Consider the following 25,913-nt stretch of genomic DNA (forward strand, 5'->3'; position numbering starts at 1 on the left):
CTCCTCAGCACGGTCGGGTCGGGGCTTTCGGTCTGGCCGCGGACGGCCCGGGCTCACTGCGGGATGCCCGCGTCGCGAGCGAGCAGGTCGGCGAGCGATTCGCCGCGCACGATCACGCGTGCCTCTCCGTCGGCCACGGCGACGATGGGCGGCCGGGGCACATGGTTGTAATTGCTCGACAGGGGCGCGCAGTAAGCTCCCGTGGCGGGGACGGCGAGAAGGTCGCCCGGGGTCAGATCGCCGGGCAGGTACTCGTGGTCGACGACGATGTCGCCCGACTCGCAGTGCTTGCCCACGACGCGCACCAGCACGGGATCGTCGGTGCCTATCCGGGAGGCCAGGCGCGCCGAGTACTGCGCGCCGTACAGGGCCGGGCGGGCATTGTCGCTCATGCCTCCGTCGACGCTCACGTAGCGGCGAGTGGCCGTCTCGAGAGCGACGTCCTTGGTCGTCCCGATCTCGTAGAGGGTCACGCCGGCGTTGCCGACGATCGCCCGGCCCGGTTCGAACGAGAGTGCGGGCACGGGGATGCCGCGGGCTGCGCACCCTTCGGCGACAGCCGCGACGATGCCGTCGGCGAGATCGGCGATGGGCGTCGGGTCGTCGACGCGCGTGTAAGCGATGCCGAACCCTCCGCCGAGGTTGAGCTGGGGGATGGCGCCGCCCTCGAGCAGCTGCTGGTGCAGGTCGAGCAGGCGCGAGGCGGATTCACGGAACCCGGCGACCCCGAAGATCTGGGAGCCGATGTGGCAGTGGAGGCCGGCGAACACGAGTCCGTCGATCTCGCGGATCCGCGCGACGACGGCCGGCGCCTGCCCGAGCGGGAAGCCGAACTTCTGGTCCTCGTGGGCGGTCGCCAGGAAGTCGTGGGTCTCGGCGTGCACGCCGCTGTTCACGCGCAGCATGACCCGCTGCGACGCGCCGGTGCGGGAGACGATGGCGGCCAGACGCTCGACCTCGATGACGCTGTCGATGATGATGGTGCCCACGCCGGCATCCACGGCCCGCTCGAGCTCTGCCACCGACTTGTTGTTGCCGTGGAAACCCAGCCTCCCGGCATCCGCTCCCCCGGCCAGCGCCACCTCGAGCTCGCCGCCGGTGCAGACGTCGACGTTCAGCCCCTCGTCCAGCACCCAGCGCACGATCGACGTGTTCAGCAGAGCCTTGCCCGCGTAGTAGACGCGCGCCGTCGTTCCGTGAGCGACCGCCGCTCGCTCGAAGGCGGAGCGCAGCGCTGCAGCCCGGCGGCGCACCTCGGACTCGTCGATCACCTGCAGAGGCGTGCCGTGAACGCGGACCAGCTCGCCGACCGCCACGCCGGCGATGTGCAGCTCACCGTCGGCATCCCGCTGCGCCGACATCGGCCACACCCCCTCGACCAGGTCGTTGGCGTCGTCGGGGACGACCAGCCATCCGGGGGCGGGAGAGGAGTCGGGGGAATGCACGCAGCGCCAATCGGGTCACGGTTCTGACGGGGTTCGCCGTGGAGACGAGGTCGACCCTGATTCTAGGACACCCCCGAGTCAACCCCCGTTCACATTCCGACGCACTCAATAGTGTGGTGAAGATGGAGAGGCCGACGAGTTCCGACCCCGGTTCGACCCCTGAGCAGAAGGGATGGATGGCGCGGACATCTGCGAAGGTGATCCGCCGCCTGCTGCAGCTGCGCATCGTGCGCGCCGCGCTGCTCTACACCGGCAGGCGCGGGCCGATGCTCGCCGATGCGGTCACGTACCGCGCGCTGTTCAGCGTGTTCGCCGCCGTGCTGCTCGGGTTCTCGGCGGCGGCGCTCTGGCTCTCACAGGACGCCGCGGCCTGGACCGCCGTCGTCTCGGCCGTGGACTCGGCAGTGCCCGGTCTCATCGCGACCGGCGACGACAAGGGCATCGTCGACCTCGATGACATCAAGGCGCCGGGCGGGCTGTCGGTCGCAGGGGTGATCTCGCTGATCGGTCTCATCGGCTCGGCGCTCGGGGCGATCGGGTCGATGCGCAATGCGGTGCGCACGATCGCCGGGACGGAGTCCGCCGATGTGATGTGGTACCTCGTGCTGCTGCGCAGCGTGCTGCTCGCGCTGATCATCGGCGGCACCTTCGTCGCCGCCGCAGGCCTCACCTTCGCCGGGGAGCTGATCGTGGGCTGGTTCGCCGGGATCGTGGGAGTCGCCGGCGACTCGGCCGTGGTGTTCTGGACGGTGCGTCTGCTGTCGATGGTGATCGTGTTCGCGCTGGATGCCGTTCTCATCGCCGCGGTGTACCGGATGCTGTCCGGCGTGCGCGCCTCGGCCGGCGTGCTGTGGGGCGGCGCCGCGATCGGTGCGGTGGGCCTGCTCGTCCTTCAGGAGCTGTCGAGCCTGTTCGTCGGCGGCGCGAGATCGAATCCGCTGCTCGCCTCGTTCGCGTCGCTGCTGGCGCTGCTGCTGTGGCTGAACCTCTCGTCGCAGGTCATCCTGCTGGCGAGTGCCCTGATCACGATCTCGCACCGCGAGCGCAGCGACCGGGTCGCGGAGCGCTTCGGCGCCGAGACGCTGCCCGAGTTCGCGCTGCGTCGGGCAGAGGACGACGTGCGAGCCGCCACGGCGAATCTGCGCGCGGCGCAGAAGGCGGCAGCTCCCGAGTGACCCGCACTGCGGCCGCCTGAGCCTGCCGAAGGGCCGCGCTCCCAGGGCGGGCGGGCTCTCGACGGGTCGAGGGTCCGGGGAGCTAGGAGCGGGGGCAGGTCCCGGGCTCGAGGAGCGCCGGGTCGACCGCTATGCGACCATCGGCGGCGATGTCGGCGACGGCGCGGCTGCCCTCGACGCGCAGACCGGTGAGGGTGATGCCGGCGGGAAGACGGTCGGCGATGCAGATGCGCTGCGGCTGTGTGATCGCCGCGCCCGCCGCACCGACCAGGCCCGAGACGGCATCCAGGTTCACCGCCGCTCCGTTGAACATCACCGCGACGGGTGTCAGCACCAGATCGCCGTCTTCGGCCCCGGGCGTCACGGTGAGCCCGACGGGGATCCGACTGCCGAAGAGCTCGAGGTCGGCCTCTATCGTCGCGTCAGGCTCTGTCAGCTCGATGCCCGAGATCGGCAGCGACGACGCCTCCAGCAGCGAGCCGAACTGGCTCTGATCGATCGAGACCGTGCCCTCCGCCGCGCCCAGTGCTCCTCCCGAGACCGGGACGTCGCGGGCGGTGACCCGCGCGGAGCCGGTGATGCCGCCGATGGTGACCTCTTCCGAGGCGAGCTTCACCTCGTCGAGGGTGCCTGTGATCAGCTGCGGCAGCATCACTCCCGCCACCTGCACGTCGAGCTGCTGCTCCTCGGGCAGATCGAGGTTCGAGATCACGAGCGAGCGGATCGTGTTCGGCACGATGGCACGCGCGACGAGCTCTCCCGCGGCCACGAGAGCCGCCAGCACCAGCACGATGACGAGCACGACCCAAGGCCAGCGAGGTCGACGCGTGGTGGCGGCCGCGTTCGTCATCGGGTCACATCCGCTCGGGGGCCGAGACGCCGAGCAGGTCGAGCCCGTTGCGCAGCACCTGTCCGGTGGCGTCGTTCAGCCACAGCCGCGTGCGATGCACCGTCTCGATCGGATCGTCGCCCTTCGGGATCACGCGGCAGCTGTCGTACCAGCGGTGGTACAGGCCCGCGAGCTCCTCGAGGTAGCGCGCGATGCGATGCGGTTCACGCACCTCGGCGGCGAACGCCACCAGGCGGGGGAACTCCTGCAGCGCGCCGAGCAGAGCGCTCTCGGTCTCGTGCGTGAGCAGCTCAGGAGCGAACTCCGAACGGTCGACGCCGGAGTCGCCGGCATTGCGCGCCACATTGTGCGTGCGAGCGTGCGCGTACTGCACGTAGAACACCGGGTTGTCGTTGGTGCGCTTCTGCAGCAGCTCGGGATCGAGATCGAGCGGCGAATCGGCAGGCGAGCGCTCCAGCGCGTAGCGCAGCGCATCGGTGCCGATCCATGCCCGCAGATCGTCCATCTCGATGATGTTCCCGGCACGCTTGGACAGACGAGCGCCACGCACCGAGACGAGCTGACCGATCAGCACCTCGATGTTCTTCTCGGGGTCTTCACCCGCCGCGCCCGCGACCGCCTTGAGGCGGTGCACGTAACCGTGGTGGTCCGCACCGAGCAGATAGATCTTGTTCTGGAAGCCGCGGTCGCTCTTGTTCAGGTAGTAGGCGGCATCGGCGGCGAAGTACGTGTACTCGCCGTTCGAGCGCCGGATGACGCGGTCCTTGTCATCGCCGAAGTCGGTGGTGCGCACCCAGACGGCGCCCTCCTCGTCGAACACATGCCCCTGAGCGCGCAGCCGGTCGACCGCCTGATCGACGAGGCTCGCGCCGTCAGGTCCCGCGGCATGCAGAGTCCGCTCCGAGAACCACACGTCGAAGGGCACGTTGAACGCGGCGAGGGATGCCCGGATCTCGGCCAGCTGATACTCGTATGCCTGATCACGCGCGATCACGAGCTGCTCGACCTCGGGAAGATCGAGAAGACCCGGGTGCGCGGCGAGCACGCGTGCGGCGAGTTCGGCGATGTACTCCCCCGGATAGCCGCCCTCCGGCGTCGGCTCGCCCTTGGCGGCCGCGACGATCGACTGCGCGAACCGCTCCATCTGCGCCCCGGCGTCGTTGATGTAGTACTCGCGCACGGCATCCGCCCCGCTGGCCAGCAGCAGGCGCACGATCGAGTCACCCAGAGCAGCCCACCGGGTGTGGCCGATGTGCAGCGGTCCGACCGGGTTCGCCGAGACGAACTCGACGTTCACCGAGACTCCGGCCTGGGATTCGTTGGTGCCGTACGACGCGCCCGCATCGACGATGGTCTTCGCGAGGGCGCCGGCCGCGCCGGCCTCGAGACGGATGTTGATGAATCCAGGACCGGCGATCTCGACACCCTGGATGCCGTCGATTCCGGCCAGGTCGTCGGCGATCCGCTGCGCGAGATCACGGGGACTCGAGCCCAGCCGCTTGGCCAGACGCATCGCGATGTTCGTCGACCAGTCACCGTGATCCCGATTGCGGGGACGCTCGAGCACGATGTCCGCAGCGTCGACGCCGAGTGCCTCATCCGGTCGCAGCGACGCCGCGATCGGGTCGAGGACGGCGAGGACGGCGGCGGAGAGGGCTTCAGGGTTCATAGGAGACCAAGTCTACGGCTCGCCGCATCTCCGACTCGAAACAGGCGGGGCGGTGGCGCCGCCGGCCTTCGTGATTCATTCGTGACGAGGCGATGTTTGACGTTTTCGTCGCATGAGAATAGTTTTCAGTGCAACGGGGATCCCGGACGAGGGCTCGCGCTCTCGCCCCGCAAAGAACCTGGAGGCAATGGTGCCACGGACCCGCGACAACGGAAACGGCCTGACGATCGCACGACGCATCGCAGACCGTCGTCGCGCCATGCCGGCGGCGATGAGCAGGATCGCCGACGTCATCGCCGAGCATCCTGCCGCTCCGGTCGAGATGACGATCACCGAACTGGCCGGCCACGCCGGAACGTCGGCGGCCACCGTCACCCGGTTCTGCCGCGCGCTCGGCTTCGACGGGTACACGCAGTTCCGGGTGGGCGTCGCCTCCGAGATCGGTCGGGGCGATGCCGAAGAGAGCTGGCACGCCGACATGGGGCGCGAATTGAGCGCATCCGACGAGCCCGGCAAGATCCTGCAGACGCTGCTGAGCCTGCACATCGAGAGCCTGCAGAGCACCGCCTCCGGCCTCGACCTCGACTCCGTCCTGCGCGCGGCGGACGCGATCACGGCGGCGCGCCACGTCGACATCTACGGTGTCGGCGGGAGCGGGGTCATGGCTCGGGAGTTCCAGGGGCGGCTGTACCGCATCGGCGTGAACGCGCACAGCTGGTCCGACGTGCACGACGGTCTCACCAGCGCTGTCCTGCAGGATCAGTCGTCGGTCGCGATCGGCATCTCGAGCACCGGTCGCACCGAGGAGACGGTGCAGATGCTCTCCCAGGCGCGCTCGGCCGGGGCGTTCACCGTCGCCATAACCCACGACAGCGACTCGCCGCTCGCCGCGCTCGCCGACATCTCGCTCGCCACCGCTGAGCCCACCGCCTACCTGCGTCCGGACGACCTGTCGGTCAAGCACTCCCAGCTGCTCGTGCTGGACCTGCTCTACGTGCTCGCCGCGCAGCAGACCTTCGGCGTGGCCTCCACCCGCCTGGCGGCCAGCGCGATGGCCGTGGCTCCGCACCGCCGGGCGCCGCGCACCCACCGGCCCGATGCCGCCGTGCCCTGAACCCACGGAAGACCCCGAACCCGAATACCGATTCACACCCACAACGGAAGGTAAAGAGATGGACATCAAGGACGCATCCATCAGCCGTCGCAACCTGCTGCGCGGTGCAGCGGCCGCAGCGCTGCTGCTGCCGTTCAGCGCCACCCTCGCCTCGTGCGCTGCTCCCGGCGGCGGCGGAGGCGACAAGGCACCGGCCGGTGAAGTCACCGCGGACAACCCGTTCGGCGTGGCAGCCAACTCGAAGGTCGACGCGGTCATCTTCAACGGCGGCTACGGCATCGACTACGTCGAGAACTCCGCGAAGCTGATGGAGAAGAGCAAGGGCCTGGACGGCGTGACGGTGAAGGTCTCGCCGTCGACCAAGATCGCCACCGAGCTGCAGCCGCGGTTCGTCGGCGGCAACCCGCCCGACCTCATCGACAATTCCGGTGCGAACTCGATCGGCTGGAACACGATCCTCGAGCAGCTCGAAGAGCTCGACGACGTGCTCGACGCCAAGAACAGCGACGGTGAGACGATCAGCGACACCGTCTTCGCCGGTGTCAAGGACCCCGGCACGTTCGATGGCAAGTTCGTCGCGCTCAACTACGTGCTGACGGTCTACGGCATCTGGTACTCGTCGAGCCTCTTCGAGCAGAACGGCTGGACGGTTCCCACGAGCTGGCAGGACCTCAAGGACCTCGGCGCCAAGGCCAAGGAGCAGGGCAAGTACCTGTTCCTCTGGGGCAAGGAGGCGGCGACCTACTACCAGACGATGGTCATCGACTCGGCGGTCGTCCAGGCCGGCGACGACGTGCGACTCCCCCTGGAGAACCTCGCCGAAGACGCCTGGTCGCACCCTGTGCTGCAGGACATCCTGAACATCTTCTACGAGCTGATCCAGGCCGGCTACGTCAAGCCGGGCGGCTCGGGCACGCAGTTCACCGAGGCGCAGGCGCAGTGGAGCAACGGCCAGGAGGCCCTGCTCTACCCGTCGGGCTCGTGGATCGAGAACGAGATGAAGGATCAGACGGCCGACGGATTCAAGATGAAGGGCATCTCCGAGCTGCCGCTGGACGGCAACCAGACGACGCCCGCCGGCACGGCACGCGTCGAGGCGGGCGAGCCGTTCATCGTCCCGTCGAAGGCGAAGAACCCCGAGGGCGGCAAGGAGCTGCTTCGCACCATGCTGTCGAAGGAGGCTGCCACCGACTTCGCCAAGAGCAAGCTCGCGCCCACGGTCGTCAAGGACACCGTCCCGGCCGACGGATTCGGTTCGACCGCGCTGGTCTCGCAGTCCGAGATCATCGATGCGGCGGGCAGCAACGTCTTCACGATCAAGTCGACGAACCTGTACGGCATGAACGGCGACCAGCTGCCGATCTGGAACTCGTTCCTCGACGGCAAGATGGACGTCGCCACGCTCACCAAGCAGCTGCAGGCGCTGGTCGACAAGGTGCGGGAGGACGACTCCATCAACAAGATCGAGATCAAGTGACCACTGCTCCCGGAGTCGACGCGGCGCTGGACACCGTCGCCGTGACGGCGGCCCGGGCGGGGCGGCGCAAGCCGCCCCGCCTCGGGCGGCGCGCGCTGACCTTCGACTACGTCTCCTTCCTGCTGGTGTTCCTCGGCCTGCCGGTCGCGGTGTTCCTGATCTTCGTGATCTCGCCGTTCGTGCAGGCCGTGTACTACGCGATGACGAACTGGACCGGCTTCACCCCCGAGATGGACTTCATCGGGGTGAAGAACTTCGTCAAGCTCTTCAACGACTCGACTTTCATGCAGGCGATGGGCAACAACATCCTGCTCGCCATCGTGCTGCCGCTGATCACCCTCACGATCGCTCTCATCTTCGCGAGCATGATCACCATCGGCGGCCCCAGCAGCGGCCAGGTGCGCGGGCTGCGTGCGTCGAGCTTCTATCGCGTGGTGTCGTTCTTCCCGTACGTCATCCCCGCCATCGTCATCGGCATCCTGTGGAGCATGATCTACACGCCCAGCGGCCTGCTGAACGGGCTGCTCGGCGCGGTCGGCATCGATATGAACGACTTCGCCTGGCTCGGCGACGAGCGCACCGCGATGGGCGCCTCCATCTTCGTCATGGCCTGGGGCATGATCGGCTTCTACATGGTGCTGTTCATCGCCGCGATCAAGGGGGTGCCGGCCGAGATCTACGAGGCGGCGCGCATCGACGGCGCAGGCCGGTTCCGCACCACGGTGTCCATCACGCTGCCACTCATCCGCGACAACGTGCAGACCGCCTACATCTACCTCGGCATCATGGCCCTGGACGCCTACGTGTACATGGTCGCGCTGAACGCGACCGGTGGCCCAGGCAACAGCACGCTCGTGATGAGCCAGTACCTGTTCCGCACGGCCTTCGAGAAGGGCCAGTTCGGCCTCGCCAGCGCCATGGGCGTGGTGCTCGCCGTGATCACACTCATCTTCGCCGCGGCCGTGTTCCTCGTGAACCGCCTCACCGGCGGCAAGGACGACGGAGGTCGAGCATGAGCCAGCAGACCCGCACCCTGGTCGCGGTCGATCCCGCACGCGCGCGCCGCGAGGCCGGCGCCGATCGCAAGGCCACCATGACCGCAGGAGACCGCGTCGTCGGCGCCGTCTCGCACGTGGTGCTGACCATCTGGGCGATCATTGTGATCCTGCCCATGCTCTGGACGCTGCTGAGCTCGTTCAAGTCCACGAAGGAGATCTTCGCGTCTCCGTTCGGCCTGCCGGCGCAGTGGAACTTCGACAACTACGTCTCGGCCTGGGGCAAGTACAACTTCGGCCAGATGTTCCTGAACACGGTCGTCGTCGTCGGATCGGCGCTGCTGCTCGTGATGCTGCTCGGCGCCATGTGCGCGTACGTGCTGGCCCGCTTCTCGGTGCCAGGCAGCCGGGTGATCTACTACCTGATGCTGGCCGGGCTCACTTTCCCCGTGTTCCTCGCGATCGTGCCGCTGTTCTTCATCCTCCAGGGGATGGGCCTGCTGAACACGCTGCCCGGACTGATCATCACCTACGTGGCCTTCGCCCTGCCCTTCACGGTGTTCTTCCTGTTCTCCTTCTTCAAGTCGCTCCCCTACGAGATCCAGGAGGCCGCCTACGTCGACGGCGCAAGCGAGTGGCGCACATTCTTCCAGGTGATGCTTCCGATGGCGAAGCCGGGACTCGCCGCGGTGGCGATCCTGAACTTCCTGGGACTCTGGAACCAGTTCCTGCTGCCGGTGGCGCTGAACACCGAGCAGGCGAAGTATGTGCTCTCGCAGGGCATGGCGGCGTTCGCGTCCGCCGCCGGGTACGCGGTGGACTTCGGCGCGCTGTTCGCCGCCGTGATCATCACGATCGCCCCGGTGCTGCTGGTGTACGTCTTCTTCCAGCGTCAGCTGCAGGGGTCGGTCACGCAGGGCACGTCGAAGTAGCATCCTTCGCTTACGCTCTTCTCATGATCCTGCACCCGCCGACCCGACGGCGCCGCACGGCCCTTGCGATCGGAGGCGCCCTCGCGGTGGCGCTCGCCGTCACCCTGGGCGTCACCCGCCCCTGGCTGCCGCCGGCGGAGACCGCTCCGGTGGCTGCCGCCGAAGACGGCGTCTCACCGGTGGCGCTCGCCCTGCCTGACGATCCCGAGGTACTCGTCTTCGGCGATTCGTGGACCTACGGCTCGGCCGCGACTGTGCCGACCGACGGGTACGCGTACCGCCTTGCCCGACTGCTCCCCGGCGACACGGTCGTGCGCGGGGTGCGCGGCAGCGGGTACCAGCGAGCAGGACTCGACGGACCGGACTTCCTCACCCGCGTCGGCGAACTGGAGTCGTGGATCGATCCGGATCTGATCATCCTGCAGGGATCGATCAACGATCGGCTGTCTGACGCTGCGGCCTATCCCGCCGCGGTGAACGCGGTGTGGGATGCCATGGTCGCGAAGTACCCCGGCGTGCCGATCGTCATCCTGGGACCGGCGCCGCACGAGCTGCCGGTCGGCGCGTCGACGGCGCGCATCGATCGCGATCTCGCCCGTCTCGCCGAGGCGCGGGGCTGGTGGTACATCTCCCCCGTGCAGGACGACTGGATCACCGACGCGAACTACCTGCAGCTGATCGACGTCGGCGCCGGTCGCAGGCATCCGTCGGATGCCGGTCACGCCTACCTCGCAGAGAAGGTCGCCGCCGCGCTCGAGCGCTTCAGGACAGCCCCGGTGACCGCCGCCGACGAGGCGAAGCCGAAGCCGGCCGAGTAGTCACTCGGTCGACGGGTACTCCACCACTCCACCGCTGATCACGGCTCCGCGCGTCAGCGTCGCCTCTGCCACGCGGCCGTCGGGCATCAGATGGCCGACCGCGATGTCGCGCGCCAGCAGATGATCGGCGATGATCCGCCGGTGGCAGCGCCACCAGACCGCCTCCGAGCACATCACGGCCGCTCGTCCGTCGGCGGCGTCCGCGACGGACTGCAGCTCCGCGATCCCCTCGGCGAAGTCTGCGCCCAAGGCATAATCCGCGTAGTTGTGGAAACTGCGGTTGCGCCACATCCCGTTGATCTCGTCGGGTATCTCGCGCTGGATTCTCCGGCGACCGCCGAGCTGCTCGATCCGCAGATATCGGATGTCGTGGTCGGGCAGCGCCTCGGCGAGAGCGTCGGCGTTGAACCACGGATACCGGTTGGATCCGGGCAGACGTCGCACGTCGACCAGCGCGCGCACCTCTGCGGCGGCCAGCAGCTCGGTGAACTCGTCCAGAGGGTGGGTGGAATGGCCGACGGTGAGGATCATCGGTCAGTCGTCGAGCAGCGTCAGTGCGCTTCCCTGGTGCGCCGCGACGTGGTCGGTCTTGTCGCTCTTGATCTCGTACTGCGGGTCGTCGTCACTGGCGCGTCGCGTGCGGCCCATGAACTCGAAATCGGACGTGTGCACCTTCGTGATGCGCCCGCGCACGCGCCCCGCCTCGGAGTTCCAGCTGACGTGCTCTCCGACCTTGTACCTTCTCGTCATCGCCGCGCTCCTCTCGAAGATCCGCCGCCGGAGACGGAGAAGACCGCCCGTGGGCGGTCTTCTCCGATACGTGCCCCCGACAGGAATCGAACCTGCGACCTACGGTACCGGAAACCGGCGCTCTATCCGCTGAGCTACGGAGGCGTACCGGTCGAGCCTACCAGCTGCGCACCCCGCGGATTGCACGCGCGCGACGGCTGCGCGCCAGCGGCTCAGAGCATCCAGACCGTCAGTGCGATCACGGCGAGCAGCGGCGCCGTGCCCTGAGTGGCGGCGGCACAGAGCTTGGTGCGGTCGGAGAAGACCAGCACGAGGGCCGCGGCGAGCATCATCCCCGTGCCGGCGAGGGCGAGGGTGACACCCGCCGTCTGTGCCCCTACCGCGACCAGGACGACCCCGAGGAACGCGGCTAGGGCGAGGAAGAGGTTGTAGAAGCCCTGGTTGAAGGCGAGGGGCCGCGTCGTCTCGGCATCGGCAGGCTCCCCCACCCGCGCCGGACCCTGCCGCACCAGCCTGACCGGGAGCCGAATGCCGGTCACCGGGCCCGCGCACCCGACATCTGGCTCCCCGACGCGGGCGCGGAGACCGCCCGGCGAGGACCGGTCAGACGAGGAAGAACGGCAGCAGCCCGGGATTGTGGGCGTGCACGAGCACGGCGAACACGACGGCGTCGAAGAGCAGGTGCACTGTCACCACGTACGCGAGCGAGTGGGTGCGCAGGAAGATCCAGCCCTGCAGCAGCGCGAACGGGATGGTCAGCACCGGTCCCCAGGCCCGGTAGCCGAGCTCCCACAGGAAAGACACGAACACGATCATCTGCAGCACATTGGCGCTGAGAGCCGGCATGTGCCGGCGCAGCAGCGCGAAGACTGTGCAGATGAAGAACAGCTCGTCCCAGATGCCCACCGCGCCGACGCCGACGAACAGCCGGGCGATGAGATCGGCCGTGTCCACGACCGGCCAGTTGTGGTAGACGCCGCTGGTGATGAAGTAGAACGGCAGGATCAGCCACCCGAGCACAAGCACCCCGATCAGCCACACCCACTGCCATGGCGCCCAGCGCCTGCCGGTGCGCCAGGGGAACGAGATCGCCCGGTCGCGGAACGCGAAGCGCGACAGCAGGTACGGCGCGAGCACCGCTCCCCCGAGCGCGAGCGTGAAGCGCAGCATCGAGAGGTCGTCGAGCTGCGCCTCGAGTGAGATAGCGTGCACGATCAGCATCCCGATCGCGATCAGCGCCAGATCGCGAGTCAGCGACGGGACGCGTCGCTCGCGGATCACCCGGTCGGGTCGGTGTCCGACCGACACGGCGATCGAGCGCGGAGACCTGCGTTCGATCAGCGCGGCGGTCCCGAGGCCGAAGATGATGAGAAGCCACCCGGCCCAGGTCCAGCCGAGCACGAAGAAGGCGGGCGCGGCAGCGCACACCAGCGCCGCCGGAGGGATGCTGCGCCAGGCGGTCTTCGTCACACCCGCGGCACCCGGCGGTAGGTGAGGTCGCGGATCTCGCGTCCTTTGGCGATGCCCTTGCGCTCGAAGGCGGTCATCACGCGGCCGTCGAAGCGCGCGGCCCACTCGCCGTCGAAGGCGCGCTCGAACTCGGGCGCCTCGTCGAGCACCTCGCGCATCTGCAGCGCGTAGTCCTCCCAGTCGGTCGCGAGGCGAAGCAGGCCCCCCGCGGCGATCGCGCGCGCTGCGGCCGCTGGGAAGCCGGGACGGATGAGGCGCCGCTTGGTGTGGCGCTTCTTATGCCACGGGTCGGAGAAGAAGATCCACACCTCCGACGCCGATCCCTCGGGCAGATACGTCGAGAGCACCTCGGGAGCATTCGCCTCGACCAGACGCAGGTTGCGAACGTCGGCGGCCGCGGCGTCGAGCATGGTGCGCGCCAGCCCCGCCCGGAACACCTCGACCGCCAGGAAGTCGGCGTCGGGCGCGGCGGATGCGGCGGCGACGATCGCGTGGCCCTGGCCGGAGCCGATCTCGACGATCAGCGGCGCCTCGCGCCCGTACTCGGCCGCGACATCGAGCCGCGCATCCGGATGCACCGAGGTGAAGGCGACGTCGCGGGGGACGTCCAGCAGATAGAACGTCGCGTGCTGCTCGAATGCCCGTTCCTGCGCCTCCGACATGCGGCCGCTGCGGCGCACGAACGAGACCGGCTCATCGCGGAAGGTGCGTGGTTCAGGCATCCCTCCAGGATACCGGCGCGCGTCAGCGGCCGTCGTGGACGGAATGCCCCGCGAACGGCCGGTCACCGCGCGGGCTCCGTGACGAAGTCGATCAGCTCCTCGACCCGGCCCAGCAGGGCGGGTTCGAGGTCGCGGTAGGTCGTGACGCGAGAGAGGATCCGCTTCCAGGCGTGGGCGATGTCGGTCTGGTCGTCGGCCGGCCAGCCGAAGGCGCGGCAGATGCCCGTCTTCCAATCCGTGCCGCGCGGGATCTCCGGCCATGCTCGAATGCCCATCGCCGCAGGGGTCACGCACTGCCACACATCGATGTAGGGGTGCCCGACGATCTTCAGGTGCCGGCCGTGCGGACCGCGCATGATCTGATCCACGATGCGGGTCTCCTTCGAGCCGGCCACCAGGTGATCGACCAGCACACCGTAGCGGCGGGTGGCCGATGGCGGCGACTCCGCGAGCAGCTCATCGAGCAGATCGAGACCCTTCAGGTACTCGACGACGACGCCCTCCACGCGCAGGTCCGCTCCCCAGACCTTCTCCACGAGCTCGGCATCGTGCCGCCCCTCGACGAGAATGCGGCTCGGCAGCGCCACTCGCGCCCGGTCGTCGGCTACGGCGAACGACCCGGATGCCGTGCGGCGGGGTCCTGTCCGCTTCGCGACGGGCACGACGAGCTTCACCGGCTTGCCGTCGATCATGAATCCGCCGCCGAGCGGGAAGCTGCGCCGACGGCCCTTCCAGTCCTCGAGCTCGACCATGCCCGCCTCGATCCGGGTGACCGCACCGCAGTACCCGTCCTGCGCGACCTCGACGACGAGATCCCTCTCTGCCGCGACCTCGGTCGTCTTGGCGAAACCGCGCTGCCGCCAGCCGTCGGCGAGCACGTCGGAGCCGTACATGTCGTCCATGCCTCCCAGCGTATGCGTCTGCGCTGAGGGCGAACGGCGAACCCGCCGTGGGTGCTGTCGCCGGTCGGGCCCAGTGCATAGACTCGTGCCATGGTGCACGCCTGCCGGCCGGAGGGAACACGATGAGGAATCGGTGGCGGACTGCGACCGCGGTCCTGCTCGGTGTTCTGATGGGCGCGCTCTCGCTGAGCATGGCGTCCGCGACCGATCCCGGTGAGCTCGACGGGCAGATCACCGACCGCAGCGGTGTGATCTCCGCCTCCGATCGGGCGGATGCCGAGGCGACCCTCGACAGGCTGCGCGAAGAGGCGGGCATCGACCTCTTCTTCGTCATGGTGCCGCAGTACACGTCGCCGGCCGATCCTGCCGCGTGGACGACGCAGACGGCGCAGGGCAACGGGTTCAGCGACACCCAGTACCTCATCTCGGTCTCGACCGAGGGTCGCAATTACACGATGTACCGCCCGGACCGGGGCGAGATGAGCGTCGAGCAGCGCGACGAGATCCTCGCCGCCATGCGACCGGATCTGTCGGAGAGCGACTTCAGCCGCGCCGTGGTCGCGGGCGCGGACCGGGCGTACGACATCTACGTGCTCGAGCCGCAGCGAGCGGCAGAGCAGCAGCAGCGCGCTGCGGAGATCGCCGCACGCACAGCGATCATCGTCGGCATCGTCGTCGTGGTCGTCGTCGTGATCGTCGTGATCGTGCTGCTCGTGCGCCGTGCCCGCAGGCGGGCGGCGCAGCAGGCCGTGCGGCAGGCGCAGCTGGCCGAGCTCGGCAGGCAGGCGAACATCGCGCTGGTGCGCACCGACGACCTCGTGCGCACCAGCGAACAGGAGATGGAGTACGCGCGTGCGCAGTTCGGCGACGAGGTGATCGGCCCGTTCGTGACGGCCCTGCAGACCTCGCGCACCAACCTCGACCAGGCGTTCTCGCTGCAGCAGAAGCTCGACGACGAGGTTCCCGACACCGACGAGCAGCGCATCGAGTGGAACCAGCGCATCCTGCAGCTGTGCTCGGACTCGACGCAGGTGCTCGAAGAGCGCAAGGCCGAGTTCGACGAGCTGCGCGAGCTCGAGCAGAACGCCCCCGCCGCGCTCGAGAACGTGCGCCGTCTGCGCGCCGCCGCCGGCGCCGAGATCGAGCGGGCCGATCGCATCCTCGACGACCTCGCCGCCGTCTATGCGCCCTCAGCGATCTCCCCTGTGGTCGGCAACACCGCCGAAGCCCGCTCTCGCATGACATTCACCGACGAGCGCATTCGGGAGGCCGATGCGCTGATCGCCGAGGGCGAGACCGGCGACGCCGCCGTCGCCGTCCGCGCGGCGGAGGGCGCCGTGCAGCAGGCCACTCAGCTCGAGGACGCGGTCGAGAAGCTGCAGAGCGATCTGCAGGCCGCCGACGAACGAGCCGCCGCGCTCATCTCCGAGCTGAACGCCGATGTGCAGACGGCCCGTTCCCTCCCCGACTCGCAGGGCGGCATCGCTCAGGCGGTGGCGGCCACGCTGCAGGGCATCCAGCGCGCTCAGGCGATGCTCGGACCCTCCGGGCGGGAGCCTCTCGACGCCCTTCGGCTTCTGGAAGCCGCCAACACGTCGATCGACGCCGTCATCCAGCACGGCCGCGACGAGCAAGCCAGGATCGCACGCGCACTCAGCATGCTCGCCGATGCGGTGCGCCGCGCCGAGATGCAGATCTCCACTGCGGAGAGCTACATCCTCAACCGCCGTGGTTCGATCGCATCGACCGCGCGCACCCGTCTCGCCGAAGCACGGGCGACGCTCGAGCAGGCTCAATCACTCGCTCAGACCGACCCGGTCGCGGCGCTCTCGCTCGCCCAGCGGGCGGACGCCCTGGCGTCGGAGGCCATCCGGATCGCACAGAGCGACTACTCCGGGTTCAGCGGCGGCGGCGGTCGCGGCGGTGACACCCTCGGCGCTCTGCTCGGCGGCATCCTCATCGGCCAGGCCACCGGCGGTCATCACGGCGGCGGCTGGGGCGGCGGCTGGGGCTCCGGCGGAGGCGGCTGGAGCGGCGGCGGCAGCAGCGGCGGCGGAGGCTTCTTCGGCGGCGGAGGCGGCGGAGGCTTCTCGGTCGGCGGCTTCGGCGGCAGCTCCGGCAGCAGCGGAGGCGGAGGCGCGTTCTGACGTCGACGCCGGGCCTATCACGATCTGACACGACCATCGACCACGACAACCTGAGAACAGCAAAGGAATGAACATGGCCAAGGAATCCATCTTCGGGCGCATCTCGACCCTCGTCCGCGCGAACATCAACTCGCTCCTCGACCAGGCCGAGGATCCGCAGAAGATGATCGACCAGCTCGTCCGCGATTACACCAACAACATCGCCGACGCGGAGTCGGCGATCGCCGAGACCATCGGCAATCTGCGCCTGCTCGAGCGCGACCACGAAGAGGACGTCCGCGCCGCACGCGAGTGGGGCAACAAGGCACTCGCCGCCAGCCGCAAGGCAGACGAGCTGCGCTCGGCCGGCAACACGACCGACGCCGACAAGTTCGACAGCCTCGCCAAGATCGCCCTGCAGCGTCAGATCGGCGAAGAGCGCGAGGCACAGGCGGCCGAGCCGCAGATCGCGGCGCAGACCGAGATCGTCGAGAAGCTCAAGGGCGGGCTGAACGGCATGAAGGAGAAGCTCGGCCAGCTCAAGACGAAGCGCAGCGAGCTGCTCGCCCGGGCGAAGGTCGCCGAGGCGCAGACCAAGGTGCAGGATGCCATCGGCTCGATCAACGTGCTCGACCCGACCAGCGAGCTCGGTCGTTTCGAAGACAAGATCCGCCGTCAGGAGGCCCTCGCCCAGGGCAAGGCCGAGATCGCGGCCTCCTCGCTCGACGCGCAGTTCGAGAGCCTCGAGGACCTCGGCGAGCTGACCGAGGTCGAGGCCCGCCTCGCCGAGCTCAAGTCCGGCGGCACCTCGCGTGCCGCCCTCGAAGCAGAGTGATTCCGAGGGGTGGATGCCGTGCGCGGCATCCACCCCTCCTTCTCCCCCCGGAGAGACCATGACCCGTTTCCTGATCGTGCCTCAGTGGCAGGGCTCGCCGTCGGCCCGCGCCATGCTGCTCACCGACGGCGCCGCCGCGATCGCCGGCGATCTGCCGCGCCGTGATACGACGATGCTCGACGTGCCGCTGGAGGCCGGCGACTCTCTCGGCACCGGCATCCGGCGGCTGAGCGCTCTGCTGCGCACTCGTGAACTCGTCACCGAGCGCATCGCCGGCACGAGCGAGCCGACCGTGGTGGTCGGCGGCGACTGCAGCGTGAGCGTCTTCGCCCTCTCGGCGATCGACACCTCGGAGCTCGCCGTGCTCTGGTGCGACGCGCACCCCGACCTGAACGACGCGTCCACCTCGCCGTCCGGAGCGTTCGCCGGGATGGCGCTGCGCGCGGTGATGGGCGAGGGCGAGCCGCAGCTCGCCCTGTCACCCGGGGTGCCCGCCGAGCGGATCGTTCTGCTGGGCTCGCGCTCCATAGACGACACCGAACGGGATGCCCTGGAGCGGGTCAGCGTGCTCTCCTCCGACAGCCTGGCAGATGCCAGCGCCGTGGCCGCAGCGGTGCGTGCGACGGGTGCGAGTCGGGTGTGGGTGCACATCGACGTCGACGTGCTCGATCCTGCGGAGTTCGAGGGCGTCTCCGAAGCCGCGCCCTTCGGGGTGAGCGCGACTGATCTCGCCGCCGCGCTGAGGCGCCTTCGCGAGGAGGTGCCGCTGGCCGGCGCGACCATCGCCGGTTTCGCGCCCCGCAGCCCGGCGGATGCCGTGCTCGACCTCGGCGCGATTCTTCGTCTGATCGGCGCCGTGGCATGACGGCCGAGTGGCGGGCCCACGCAGCGCGCGCGCTCGCGCGCGGACGCCGCGTCGACAGGATCCTGCCTTCGGTGCTGCTCGACTCGCCGATCAGCAGCCTGGGCTATGCCTGGGGCACCGCCGTCGGCTGGGTATGGGGTTCGCTGTGGAGCACGGGGAGAGTGCAGCATCGAGAAGGACTCTGGGTCTTCCAGGGGCTGCCCGCGTGGGCATTCGCGCGCGGTGGAGTCTGCGTGGGCGGATGCTTCCTCACCGGCGACCGTGGTCCGTCAGACGCCGTGCTCAGGCACGAAGCCGTCCACAAGCGCCAGTGGCGCCGATACGGGTTCCTGATGCCCGTGCTGTATCTGCTCGCGGGACGGGATCCGCTTCGCAACTGGTTCGAGGTCGAAGCGGGCTTGGAGGACGGCGGTTACGTGCCGCGGTCGCGGCGAGTCGGTCAGTCGGACGTGAGACCGTAACGGGACGGAGCGTGGATCGCCTCCGCCGGCACGGTTCCCGCATTCGTCAGGTGGTCGACGATGTCGGCGGTGCTCAGCCAGCCGCCGAGCAGAATGACCTCGGTGCCCAGGCCGGCGCCGGATTCGTCGCAGAGCATCTCGTCCGCCCAGGCGATCGCGGCCCGGCTGAGCGCCGCCCCCGTCGCGCGCGGCTGCAGGCCCCGACGCGAGCGGGGCAGCCAGGTCACGGTCATCCGCGGCGGCGCCGAGATGATGCCGATGTCGCCGGCATCGGGCACCTCGATGAAGACGCGGCCGACGGCGCACATGGGCAGCGTGGCGAGGGCGAGCTCGAGATCGGCGAGCGAGTGCTCGTCAGCCGTGATCAGGTGCTGCACCTGCGGTCGGCGGGACGCTCGGCGTGCGGCGCGGCCGGCTGCGTACGTCTGAGTGGTGCCCATGATGACTTCACTCTACCACCTATGTAGGGTTGCCTAACCTCATTCGACCGCGCACCGACGGGCGCGATCAGACGAGCAGTGCCTCCGCCAGCGCATGGAGCTCGGCGTCGGCCATCCCGGCGTCGCGCAGGAACGCGGCCACCGATCCATAGCGGTCGTCGATGTCGGCCAGAAGCGACGCCATCACGGGAGCGGGTGACTCGGTCGCAAGCTGCACGGCGTTCGTGGCGTCGGGCAGGTGCGCGCGCAGGTACTGCACGATCGCGCGGTTCCGCTCCGGCGGCAGCTGCGACGCGGTGAGCGCGTAGTCGGCGACCACGGCATCCCGATCTGCCCCGACCGCACTGAGCGCGAGAGCAACCGTGACACCGGTGCGGTCCTTCCCCACCGTGCAGTGCACGAGTGTCGGCTCGCCTGCCGCGATGATGCGAACCGCGTCCACCAGCCTCGGTGCGGACTCGTCCACGAGATGACGATACATCGCGGTCAGATCCATATTGAGCGTGAAGAACGAGCCGACCGATCCGAGGAACAGCGGGATCCGCGTGATCGGGACGCCGCTGAGAGCGGACGGCTCCCGCTCCACCTCGGCGTCGTCTCGGAGATCGACCACGTGCCGCACGCGGTCGGCGAGCAGCGCACCACCCTCGGGCGTGAGGTCTGCGAGGTGACCGGAGCGCAGCAGCACTCCGGAGCGCACCCGCGCGGAGCCGGCGCGGATGCCTCCGACGTCACGGAGATTCGCGACACCGCCGACGCTGAGCACACTCATGCTCGCACTCGGATCAGACGCGGGGACATGCCTCCACCCTACGCGCCATAGGGCGCGTCAAACGAAACACCTGAAATGCAGATAGACAAGCCTCGAGGAGAATATCTGAGCAATATACGAAGTATGGCACGCAAAAGTCGTGCAGACTGATCCCGCATTTCTCGCTGCACCCGCCGCAAGAGCAGAATATGGCCGTGGTTGAAGACATCAGCGAGTTCGGCTACCTGCCCCAGCAGGCGCAGGCCCTGGGCACCGACCTGCCCCGCGCCGAGCGTATCGCCATAACCCTCCCCGACAGTCGCGCGCTCAGCGCGCTGCGCTTCGGCGACGGCGACCCCGAGGTGACGCTGCTGCACGGTGCCGGTCTCAACGCCCACACGTGGGACGTTGTCGCGCTGCTGCTCGGCCGTCCGGCCATCGCGATCGATCTCGCCGGTCACGGTGATTCCTCTTGGCGCGACGACCTGGACTACTCCCCCGCCGTGCTCGCCGCCGACGTCGCGCGCGCTCTCGCGACCTGGGCGCCGCGCCCGCAGATCCTCGTCGGCCACTCCCTCGGCGGGCTCACGGCACAGATCGTCGCGTCCGAGCATCCGGAACTGGTTCGCGAGCTGATTCTGGTCGACATCGTGCCCGGCCTCGACACCGACGCGGCTCCGTCGGTGCTGCGCGAGTTCTACGCGGTCACCGACTTCGCCTCGCCCGATGAGGCGGTCGACCGCGCACAGGCGTTCGGCTTCGGCGGGAGTCGAGCCGACACCGAGCGCGGCGTCTTCTTCAACACGCGCGTGCGCGACGACGGCCGCGTCGAATGGAAGCACCACTTCGCGCACATCATCGCGTCGGCCTTCGACTCGCTGAAGACGGAGCGCACCGCGCCAGGGGCCGCACCGTGGGCGCAGCTCAGCGCCATGGACGCCCCGGTCACGCTGGTGCGCGGTGAGCGCGGCTTCCTGCAGGATGCCGACGTCGCCGCGTTCACCGAGCACCTTCCCACCGCCGCTGTCATCACCGTCGACGCCGGACACAACGTCCAGGAGACGGCCCCCGACTCCCTCGCCGCCATCGTGACCGGCGCGCTGACCCGCGGGACGCGCTGATCGCGCGCCGCACCCCTTCGAGAGGACGACCCTTGTCTGCTTCCCCCGCCCGGCGCTCCGCCGGATTCGCCGCCCTCGGCCTGCTCGCCGCCGGCGCGATCGCGCTCAGCGCCTGCGCCCCGGCCGCCGAGCCCACGCCGACGGCGTCCGCTGCGGTCGACCCCGATGCGACCCTCACCGTCGGACTCGTCCTCGAGCCCACCAATCTCGACATCCGGCACACCAGCGGCGCCGCTCTCGAACAGGTGCTGGTCGACAACATCTACGAGGGGCTCGTCACCCGCACGCAGGACAACGGGATCGAAGAGCGTCTGGCGAGTGCGTACGAGGTGTCGGCGGACGGACTGACCTACGAGTTCACGCTCAATGAGGGCGTCACCTTCCACGACGGCACTCCGCTCACGTCGGCCGATGTCGTCGCCTCGTACGAGACCGTCAGGACGGATGCCAGTGTGCAGGGCAACGCGGAGTTCGCCGGCGTCACCTCGATCGCAGCTCCCGACCCCCAGACGGTGACGATCACCCTCACTCAGCCCGACCAGAACTTCCTCTTCACCCTCACCGGGCCCGCCGGACTGGTGTTCAAGAACGGTGACACCACCGACCTGAAGACCGATGAGAACGGCACGGGCCCGTTCGTGCTCGATCGCTGGGCGAAGGGCAGCGCCATCACCTTCGACAGGTACGACGAGTACTGGGGAGAGAAGGCCACGATCGGAGAGGTGGTGTTCGAGTACATCCCCGACTTCACCGCCGGAGTGAACGCGGCGCTCGACGGCACGCTCGACGTGCTCACCGCCGTCGACCCGAACCTCGTCTCCCAGCTCGAGGACACCGGCGACTTCACCATCACGAGCGGCCGCACCACCGACAAGGCGACCCTCGCCTTCAACAACCGAAAGGCCCCCCTCGACGACGTCCGGGTGCGCGAGGCACTGCGTCTCGCCGTCGACCACGAGGCGCTCGTCGAGGCGATCGGCGCCGGCCAGACGCTGTACGGTCCGATTCCCGAGCTCGACCCCGGTCACGAGGATCTCAGCGACGTCGCGCCCTACGACCCGGCGAAGGCGAAGAAGCTGCTGAAGGAGGCCGGTCACGAAGAGCTGGATCTCACCCTCACCATCCCGTCGTTCTACGGCACGACCGCGGCTCAGGTGCTGGTGTCGGACTACGCCAAGGTGGGCGTCTCACTCGAGGTCAAGCGCGTGGAGTTCCCCACCTGGCTCGACGACGTCTACACGAACCACGACTACGAGCTCAGCTTCGTGCTGCACGTCGAACCGCGCGATTTCGTGAACTTCGCCAATCCCGACTACTACTTCGGCTACGACAACGCCGAGGTGCAGAAGCTGTACGCCCAGTCGCAGACCGAGATCGACCCGAAGAAGTCGGCCGACCTGCTGAAGAAGGCCGCACGCATCGTCTCCGAGGATCACGCGGCGGACTGGCTGTACAACGGCGCCACGCTCACCGCGCACACCGCGGCGGTCGCCGGCTTCCCGACCGACTCGATCAACTCGCGCATCGATCTCGCCGGCGTGACGAAGTCCGCGGAGTGATCCGCTACGCGCTCACACGGGGAGCCCTGCTGGTCGCAGGGCTCCTCGTGTCGAGCGCGATCATCTTCCTGACGCTGCGGGTGTTCCCCGGGGACGTCGCGCAGCTCATCGCCGGCACTCAGGCCGACCCGCAGACGGTCGCGGCGCTGCGCGAATCGCTGGGCCTGAACAAGCCGCTGCTCGCGCAGTACACCGACTGGATCGGCGGCATCCTGCGCGGCGATCTGGGCACCTCCCAGCTCAGCGGCGCCTCGGTGGGCTCCGAGCTGGTCGAGAAGTCGCGAGTCACGGTTCCCCTCGGGCTGATGGCGCTCGTCATCGCCCTGCTCATCGCGGTGCCGTTCGGGGTGGCATCCGCCCTGCTGCGCGGCCGCGCCGGTGGCACCGCCCTGAGCCTCGGCGCACAGGCCCTGGCCGCGGTCCCCGTGATCTGGGCCGGGATGATGCTGGTCGTCGTCTTCGCCCACTGGCTGGGCTGGCTGCCGGCGCAGGGCTTCCCCCGCGCGGGGTGGACCACTCCTGCCAAGGCGCTCGAGTCGCTGCTGCTTCCCGCGCTGACCATCGGCATCGTCGAGGGCGCCATGCTGATGCGCTTCGTCCGCAGCGCCACGCTGCAGGCCGCCGGCCAGGACTTCGTGCGCACCGCGGCCGCGAAGGGCCTCACACGGCGCCAGGCGCTCATTCGTCACGGCATCCCTGCCGTGGGGCTCTCGATCGTCACGGTGCTCGGCGTGCAGGTCGCCGGCATCGTGGTGGGCTCGGTCGTCATCGAGCAGCTGTTCACCCTTCCCGGCATCGGGCGGATGCTGGTCGCCGACGTCGGCACGCGCGATCTGATCAAGGTGCAGAGCGAGCTTCTCGTGCTCACCGGATTCGTGCTGATCATCGGCTTCATCGTCGACCTCGTGCACCACGCCGTCGACCCCAGGCAGAGAGCGGAGGAGAGCTGATGCCCCGCTGGCTGCGCACGCTGCTGTCATCGTGGACGGGCCGGTTCGCCGCGCTCGTCGTGGTCGTGATCGCGCTGACCGCCCTCGTGTCCGTGTTCTGGACCCCGTTCGATCCGATGCTCTCCGACGTGCGCGGGCGCTGGGCGGCGCCAGGCTGGCCGCATCTGCTCGGCACCGACGGCACCGGACGCGACATCCTCAGCCTGATCATGGCCGGTGCCCGCACCACGGCCTTCGTCGCCGTCGGGGCGGGCATCGTGGCGACGCTCGTCGGCGTCTCTCTGGCCGCCCTCGGCGCCTTGACCGCGAGATGGGTGCGCGAGAGCGTCGCCGTGCTGGTCGACATCCTCATCGCGTTCCCCGTGCTGATGATCGCCATGATGATCTCCGCCGTCTGGGGCGGATCGCTGTGGGTCGTCGTCTTCGCCGTGGGCATCGGCTTCGGGGTGAGCATCGCCCGGGTCACGCGCCCCGAGCTGCGCCGTGTGCAGCAGAGCGACTTCGTGCTGGCGGGACGGGCATCCGGGCTCACCGCCGGCCAGAACCTCGCGCGCCATCTGCTGCCGAACATCGCCCCGGTGTTCATCGTGCAGCTGTCGTGGTCTATGGCCGTCGCGGTGCTCGCCGAGGCCGGGCTCTCGTACCTCGGCTTCGGCGCATCGCTCACCGAGGCGTCGTGGGGCACGCTGCTGGCCGATCTGCAGCGCTACATCGGCGTGCATCCGCTCACCGTCGTCTGGCCGGGCATCGCCATTACGCTCACCGTGCTCGGGCTCAACCTGCTCGGCGACGCGCTGCGCGAGGCCACCGACCCCACGCTGTCGCGCCGCTCCGCGCAGGTGCACGTCCCGGAGGTGGTCGCATGACCCTCGAGGTCGAATCGCTGATCGTCGAGATCGACGGCGCACGCGTGGTCGACGGCGTGACGTTCACGGTGCAGGACGGTCAGCGAGTGGGCCTGATCGGCGAATCCGGATCCGGCAAGTCGATGACCGCGCTGGCGATCCTCGGGCTGCTGCCCGAGGGGGCAGAGGTCGGCGGCAGCATCCGCTGGGACGGCACCGAACTGGTCGGCATGCCAGACCGCGACCTCGCCCGCCTGCGCGGCGATCAGATCGGCATGGTCTTCCAGGAGCCGCGCACCGCCCTCAATCCCATCCGCACCGTGGGCAGGCAGATCGCCGAATCCGTCCGCATCCACGAGCGGATCGGCAGGCGCGAGGCGCGCGAGCGCGCCATCGTCGAGGCGGCCCGCGTGCAGCTGCCCGATCCGGCATCCGTCGTCGACCGGTACCCGCACCAGCTGTCCGGCGGTCAGCGCCAGCGCGTCGCCATCGCGATGGCGCTCGCGTGCCGGCCGCGGCTGCTCATCGCCGACGAGCCCACCACCGCTCTGGACGTGACCATCCAGGCGGAGGTGCTCAAGCTGCTGCTCGGACTCGTGACCGACGAGGGGATGTCGCTGGTGTTCATCACGCACGATCTCGCCGTGCTCTCCCAGGTCGCGACCCATGCGGTCGTCCTCGAGCACGGCCGGGTCGTCGAGCAGGCGCCCATCTCGACGCTGCTCGGCTCGCCGGCTTCACCGGTGACGCGCGCGCTGCTGCGCGACGCGACGGCGACGCTGTGGCGGGCGGATGCCCGCAGCGAGGAGACGGGATCATGAGCGCGCCCGCCGGGCCCGCCGAGCGCGGACTCATCGTCGCCGAGGCCCTGAGCCGCAGCTTCGCCGTGAGACGTCGCACGATGTTCGACCGACCGCGCACGAGCGTCGCGCTGCACCCGACCGACCTCGAGGTCGCCGAAGGCGAGTCGCTCGGTCTGATCGGCGAATCCGGATCGGGCAAGTCGACGCTGGTGCGGCTGCTGCTCGGACTCGACCGGCCCACCGGCGGCCGGGTGCGCGTCGCCGGCCGCGAGGTGGACGCCTCGGCGAGCGCCAGGTCGCTGCACTGGCTGCGCCGGGAGACCGGGCTGGTCTTCCAGGATCCGTACGCATCGCTCGACCCGCGCATGAGCGTCGGCCGGATCGTCGCCGAGCCGCTGTGGGCCCTCGACGTTCCCGGTGACCATCGTGCACGGGTGCGGGAGGTGCTCGCGCAGGTGGGTCTCGACGCCGAGATGGCCGACCGGCATCCGCACGAATTCTCGGGTGGACAGCGGCAGCGCATCGCGCTGGCTCGCGCGATCGTGCACCGCCCGCGCATCCTCGTCGGCGACGAGCCGATGTCGGCGCTCGACGTCACGGTGCGCGCGCAGATCCTCGCCCTGCTGGCCCGGCTGCGCGATGAGGAGGGGCTGACGATGATCACCGTGTCGCACGACATCGGCCTCGTGCAGCACCTCAGCGACACCGTCGCGGTGATGAAGGACGGCCGCATCGTGGAACGCGGGACCGTGGCGACGGTGCTGCAGCATCCCGCCGAGGAGTACACGAAGCGCCTGCTCGCCGCGGTGCCGGTCATCCCCTCGCCCTGACGGACGGC

The 25,913-nt window shown here is 69.3% G+C and carries 27 protein-coding genes and 1 tRNA gene; 16 read left to right on the plus strand and 12 right to left on the minus strand.

The window, feature by feature from the left end; translation table 11 throughout:
* Window positions 1–53: 53 nt before the first annotated feature.
* Entirely contained in the window at window positions 54–1,445 is a 1,392-nt protein-coding gene (lysA, locus tag PGB26_RS12475) for a diaminopimelate decarboxylase (protein WP_271637945.1), read from the minus strand.
* A 176-nt stretch (window positions 1,446–1,621) separates the two neighbouring features.
* On the opposite strand from lysA, the gene PGB26_RS12480 reads away from it, so the two are divergent.
* The gene (locus tag PGB26_RS12480) at window positions 1,622–2,620 is read left to right on the plus strand and encodes a YihY/virulence factor BrkB family protein (RefSeq protein WP_271637946.1); all 999 of its coding nucleotides are present in this window, start codon (window positions 1,622–1,624) and stop codon (window positions 2,618–2,620) included.
* 82 nt (window positions 2,621–2,702) lie between these two features.
* Here the strand turns inward: PGB26_RS12480 and PGB26_RS12485 are convergent, their stop codons facing one another.
* Together PGB26_RS12485 and PGB26_RS12490 are read right to left on the minus strand one after the other, a co-directional pair.
* Complete coding sequence (locus tag PGB26_RS12485) at window positions 2,703–3,470, minus strand: LmeA family phospholipid-binding protein (protein WP_271637948.1); 768 nt, start codon at window positions 3,468–3,470, stop codon at window positions 2,703–2,705.
* 4 nt (window positions 3,471–3,474) lie between these two features.
* Window positions 3,475–5,139: an arginine--tRNA ligase gene (locus PGB26_RS12490; RefSeq protein ID WP_271637949.1), complete on the minus strand. Its 1,665-nt coding sequence runs from the start codon at window positions 5,137–5,139 to the stop codon at window positions 3,475–3,477.
* A 187-nt stretch (window positions 5,140–5,326) separates the two neighbouring features.
* Between PGB26_RS12490 and PGB26_RS12495 the strand changes: the two genes are divergently transcribed.
* From PGB26_RS12495 to PGB26_RS12515, 5 genes are all read left to right on the plus strand, one after another.
* A complete protein-coding gene (locus PGB26_RS12495; RefSeq protein WP_271637950.1) occupies window positions 5,327–6,253 on the plus strand; it encodes a MurR/RpiR family transcriptional regulator in 927 nt (308 codons plus the stop codon).
* 58 nt (window positions 6,254–6,311) lie between these two features.
* Window positions 6,312–7,730 carry an N-acetylglucosamine/diacetylchitobiose ABC transporter substrate-binding protein gene (ngcE, locus tag PGB26_RS12500; RefSeq protein WP_271637951.1) on the plus strand — a complete coding sequence of 473 codons (1,419 nt, stop codon included), beginning with the start codon at window positions 6,312–6,314 and terminating at the stop codon, window positions 7,728–7,730.
* A complete protein-coding gene (locus tag PGB26_RS12505; protein ID WP_442922987.1) occupies window positions 7,727–8,746 on the plus strand; it encodes a carbohydrate ABC transporter permease in 1,020 nt (339 codons plus the stop codon). The genes ngcE and PGB26_RS12505 overlap by 4 nt, the downstream gene beginning before the upstream one ends.
* A 77-nt stretch (window positions 8,747–8,823) precedes the next feature.
* Window positions 8,824–9,657 carry a carbohydrate ABC transporter permease gene (locus tag PGB26_RS12510; protein ID WP_271639669.1) on the plus strand — a complete coding sequence of 278 codons (834 nt, stop codon included), beginning with the start codon at window positions 8,824–8,826 and terminating at the stop codon, window positions 9,655–9,657.
* A gap of 23 nt (window positions 9,658–9,680) precedes the next feature.
* Window positions 9,681–10,475, plus strand: a complete 795-nt coding sequence (locus PGB26_RS12515; protein ID WP_271637952.1) for an SGNH/GDSL hydrolase family protein — start codon at window positions 9,681–9,683, stop codon at window positions 10,473–10,475.
* Here PGB26_RS12515 and PGB26_RS12520 read toward each other — a convergent pair whose 3' ends face one another.
* From PGB26_RS12520 to PGB26_RS12550, 7 genes are all read right to left on the minus strand, one after another.
* A complete protein-coding gene (locus PGB26_RS12520; protein ID WP_271637953.1) occupies window positions 10,476–11,006 on the minus strand; it encodes a DUF488 domain-containing protein in 531 nt (176 codons plus the stop codon).
* Window positions 11,007–11,009: 3 nt separating this feature from the next.
* Window positions 11,010–11,225 carry a DUF2945 domain-containing protein gene (locus PGB26_RS12525; RefSeq protein ID WP_271637954.1) on the minus strand — a complete coding sequence of 72 codons (216 nt, stop codon included), beginning with the start codon at window positions 11,223–11,225 and terminating at the stop codon, window positions 11,010–11,012.
* A gap of 71 nt (window positions 11,226–11,296) precedes the next feature.
* Window positions 11,297–11,369 (minus strand) — tRNA-Arg (locus PGB26_RS12530).
* A gap of 68 nt (window positions 11,370–11,437) precedes the next feature.
* On the minus strand, window positions 11,438–11,764 hold the full coding sequence (locus PGB26_RS12535) for a DUF1304 domain-containing protein (RefSeq protein WP_271637955.1): 327 nt from the start codon (window positions 11,762–11,764) through the stop codon (window positions 11,438–11,440).
* Window positions 11,765–11,828: 64 nt separating this feature from the next.
* Window positions 11,829–12,695: a CPBP family intramembrane glutamic endopeptidase gene (locus tag PGB26_RS12540; RefSeq protein WP_271637956.1), complete on the minus strand. Its 867-nt coding sequence runs from the start codon at window positions 12,693–12,695 to the stop codon at window positions 11,829–11,831.
* Window positions 12,692–13,417 (minus strand): tRNA (guanosine(46)-N7)-methyltransferase TrmB, encoded by a 726-nt coding sequence (gene trmB / locus PGB26_RS12545; RefSeq protein WP_271637957.1) that lies wholly within the window; start codon window positions 13,415–13,417, stop codon window positions 12,692–12,694. Before trmB ends, PGB26_RS12540 begins: the two co-directional genes overlap by 4 nt.
* A 62-nt stretch (window positions 13,418–13,479) precedes the next feature.
* Entirely contained in the window at window positions 13,480–14,319 is an 840-nt protein-coding gene (locus PGB26_RS12550; RefSeq protein WP_271637958.1) for a DUF3097 domain-containing protein, read from the minus strand.
* A 170-nt stretch (window positions 14,320–14,489) separates the two neighbouring features.
* On the opposite strand from PGB26_RS12550, the gene PGB26_RS12555 reads away from it, so the two are divergent.
* The 4 genes from PGB26_RS12555 to PGB26_RS12570 all read left to right on the plus strand — a co-directional run bounded on the left by PGB26_RS12555 (window position 14,490) and on the right by PGB26_RS12570 (window position 18,606).
* Window positions 14,490–16,466: a TPM domain-containing protein gene (locus PGB26_RS12555; protein WP_271637959.1), complete on the plus strand. Its 1,977-nt coding sequence runs from the start codon at window positions 14,490–14,492 to the stop codon at window positions 16,464–16,466.
* A 73-nt stretch (window positions 16,467–16,539) separates the two neighbouring features.
* Complete coding sequence (locus tag PGB26_RS12560) at window positions 16,540–17,280, plus strand: PspA/IM30 family protein (RefSeq protein ID WP_271637960.1); 741 nt, start codon at window positions 16,540–16,542, stop codon at window positions 17,278–17,280.
* 58 nt (window positions 17,281–17,338) lie between these two features.
* Complete coding sequence (locus PGB26_RS12565; RefSeq protein ID WP_271637961.1) at window positions 17,339–18,145, plus strand: arginase family protein; 807 nt, start codon at window positions 17,339–17,341, stop codon at window positions 18,143–18,145.
* The gene (locus tag PGB26_RS12570; protein ID WP_271637962.1) at window positions 18,142–18,606 is read left to right on the plus strand and encodes a Fe-S oxidoreductase; all 465 of its coding nucleotides are present in this window, start codon (window positions 18,142–18,144) and stop codon (window positions 18,604–18,606) included. Before PGB26_RS12565 ends, PGB26_RS12570 begins: the two co-directional genes overlap by 4 nt.
* On the opposite strand, the gene PGB26_RS12575 is transcribed toward PGB26_RS12570, so the two are convergent.
* Together PGB26_RS12575 and PGB26_RS12580 are read right to left on the minus strand one after the other, a co-directional pair.
* Window positions 18,585–19,046, minus strand: a complete 462-nt coding sequence (locus PGB26_RS12575; RefSeq protein WP_271637963.1) for an SIP domain-containing protein — start codon at window positions 19,044–19,046, stop codon at window positions 18,585–18,587. The two genes, PGB26_RS12570 and PGB26_RS12575, sit on opposite strands and share 22 nt — an antisense overlap.
* A 67-nt stretch (window positions 19,047–19,113) precedes the next feature.
* Window positions 19,114–19,818 carry a tyrosine-protein phosphatase gene (locus tag PGB26_RS12580; protein WP_271637964.1) on the minus strand — a complete coding sequence of 235 codons (705 nt, stop codon included), beginning with the start codon at window positions 19,816–19,818 and terminating at the stop codon, window positions 19,114–19,116.
* Window positions 19,819–20,006: 188 nt separating this feature from the next.
* Here PGB26_RS12580 and PGB26_RS12585 point away from each other — a divergent pair, with 188 nt between their 5' ends.
* From PGB26_RS12585 to PGB26_RS12610, 6 genes are read left to right on the plus strand one after another with little or no spacing between them, the layout of a single operon-like run.
* Window positions 20,007–20,918: an alpha/beta fold hydrolase gene (locus PGB26_RS12585; protein ID WP_271637965.1), complete on the plus strand. Its 912-nt coding sequence runs from the start codon at window positions 20,007–20,009 to the stop codon at window positions 20,916–20,918.
* Between the two features lie 32 nt (window positions 20,919–20,950).
* The gene (locus PGB26_RS12590) at window positions 20,951–22,477 is read left to right on the plus strand and encodes an ABC transporter substrate-binding protein (protein WP_271637966.1); all 1,527 of its coding nucleotides are present in this window, start codon (window positions 20,951–20,953) and stop codon (window positions 22,475–22,477) included.
* Window positions 22,474–23,427 (plus strand): ABC transporter permease, encoded by a 954-nt coding sequence (locus PGB26_RS12595; RefSeq protein ID WP_271637967.1) that lies wholly within the window; start codon window positions 22,474–22,476, stop codon window positions 23,425–23,427. The genes PGB26_RS12590 and PGB26_RS12595 overlap by 4 nt, the downstream gene beginning before the upstream one ends.
* Window positions 23,427–24,293: an ABC transporter permease gene (locus PGB26_RS12600; protein WP_271637968.1), complete on the plus strand. Its 867-nt coding sequence runs from the start codon at window positions 23,427–23,429 to the stop codon at window positions 24,291–24,293. The genes PGB26_RS12595 and PGB26_RS12600 overlap by 1 nt, the downstream gene beginning before the upstream one ends.
* The gene (locus PGB26_RS12605; RefSeq protein ID WP_271637969.1) at window positions 24,290–25,093 is read left to right on the plus strand and encodes an ABC transporter ATP-binding protein; all 804 of its coding nucleotides are present in this window, start codon (window positions 24,290–24,292) and stop codon (window positions 25,091–25,093) included. The genes PGB26_RS12600 and PGB26_RS12605 overlap by 4 nt, the downstream gene beginning before the upstream one ends.
* Window positions 25,090–25,905 (plus strand): ABC transporter ATP-binding protein, encoded by an 816-nt coding sequence (locus PGB26_RS12610; protein WP_271637970.1) that lies wholly within the window; start codon window positions 25,090–25,092, stop codon window positions 25,903–25,905. Before PGB26_RS12605 ends, PGB26_RS12610 begins: the two co-directional genes overlap by 4 nt.
* The last annotated feature ends 8 nt before the right edge of the window (window positions 25,906–25,913 follow it).

The organism is Microbacterium sp. nov. GSS16 (assembly GCF_028198145.1).
GTDB lineage: Bacteria > Actinomycetota > Actinomycetes > Actinomycetales > Microbacteriaceae > Microbacterium.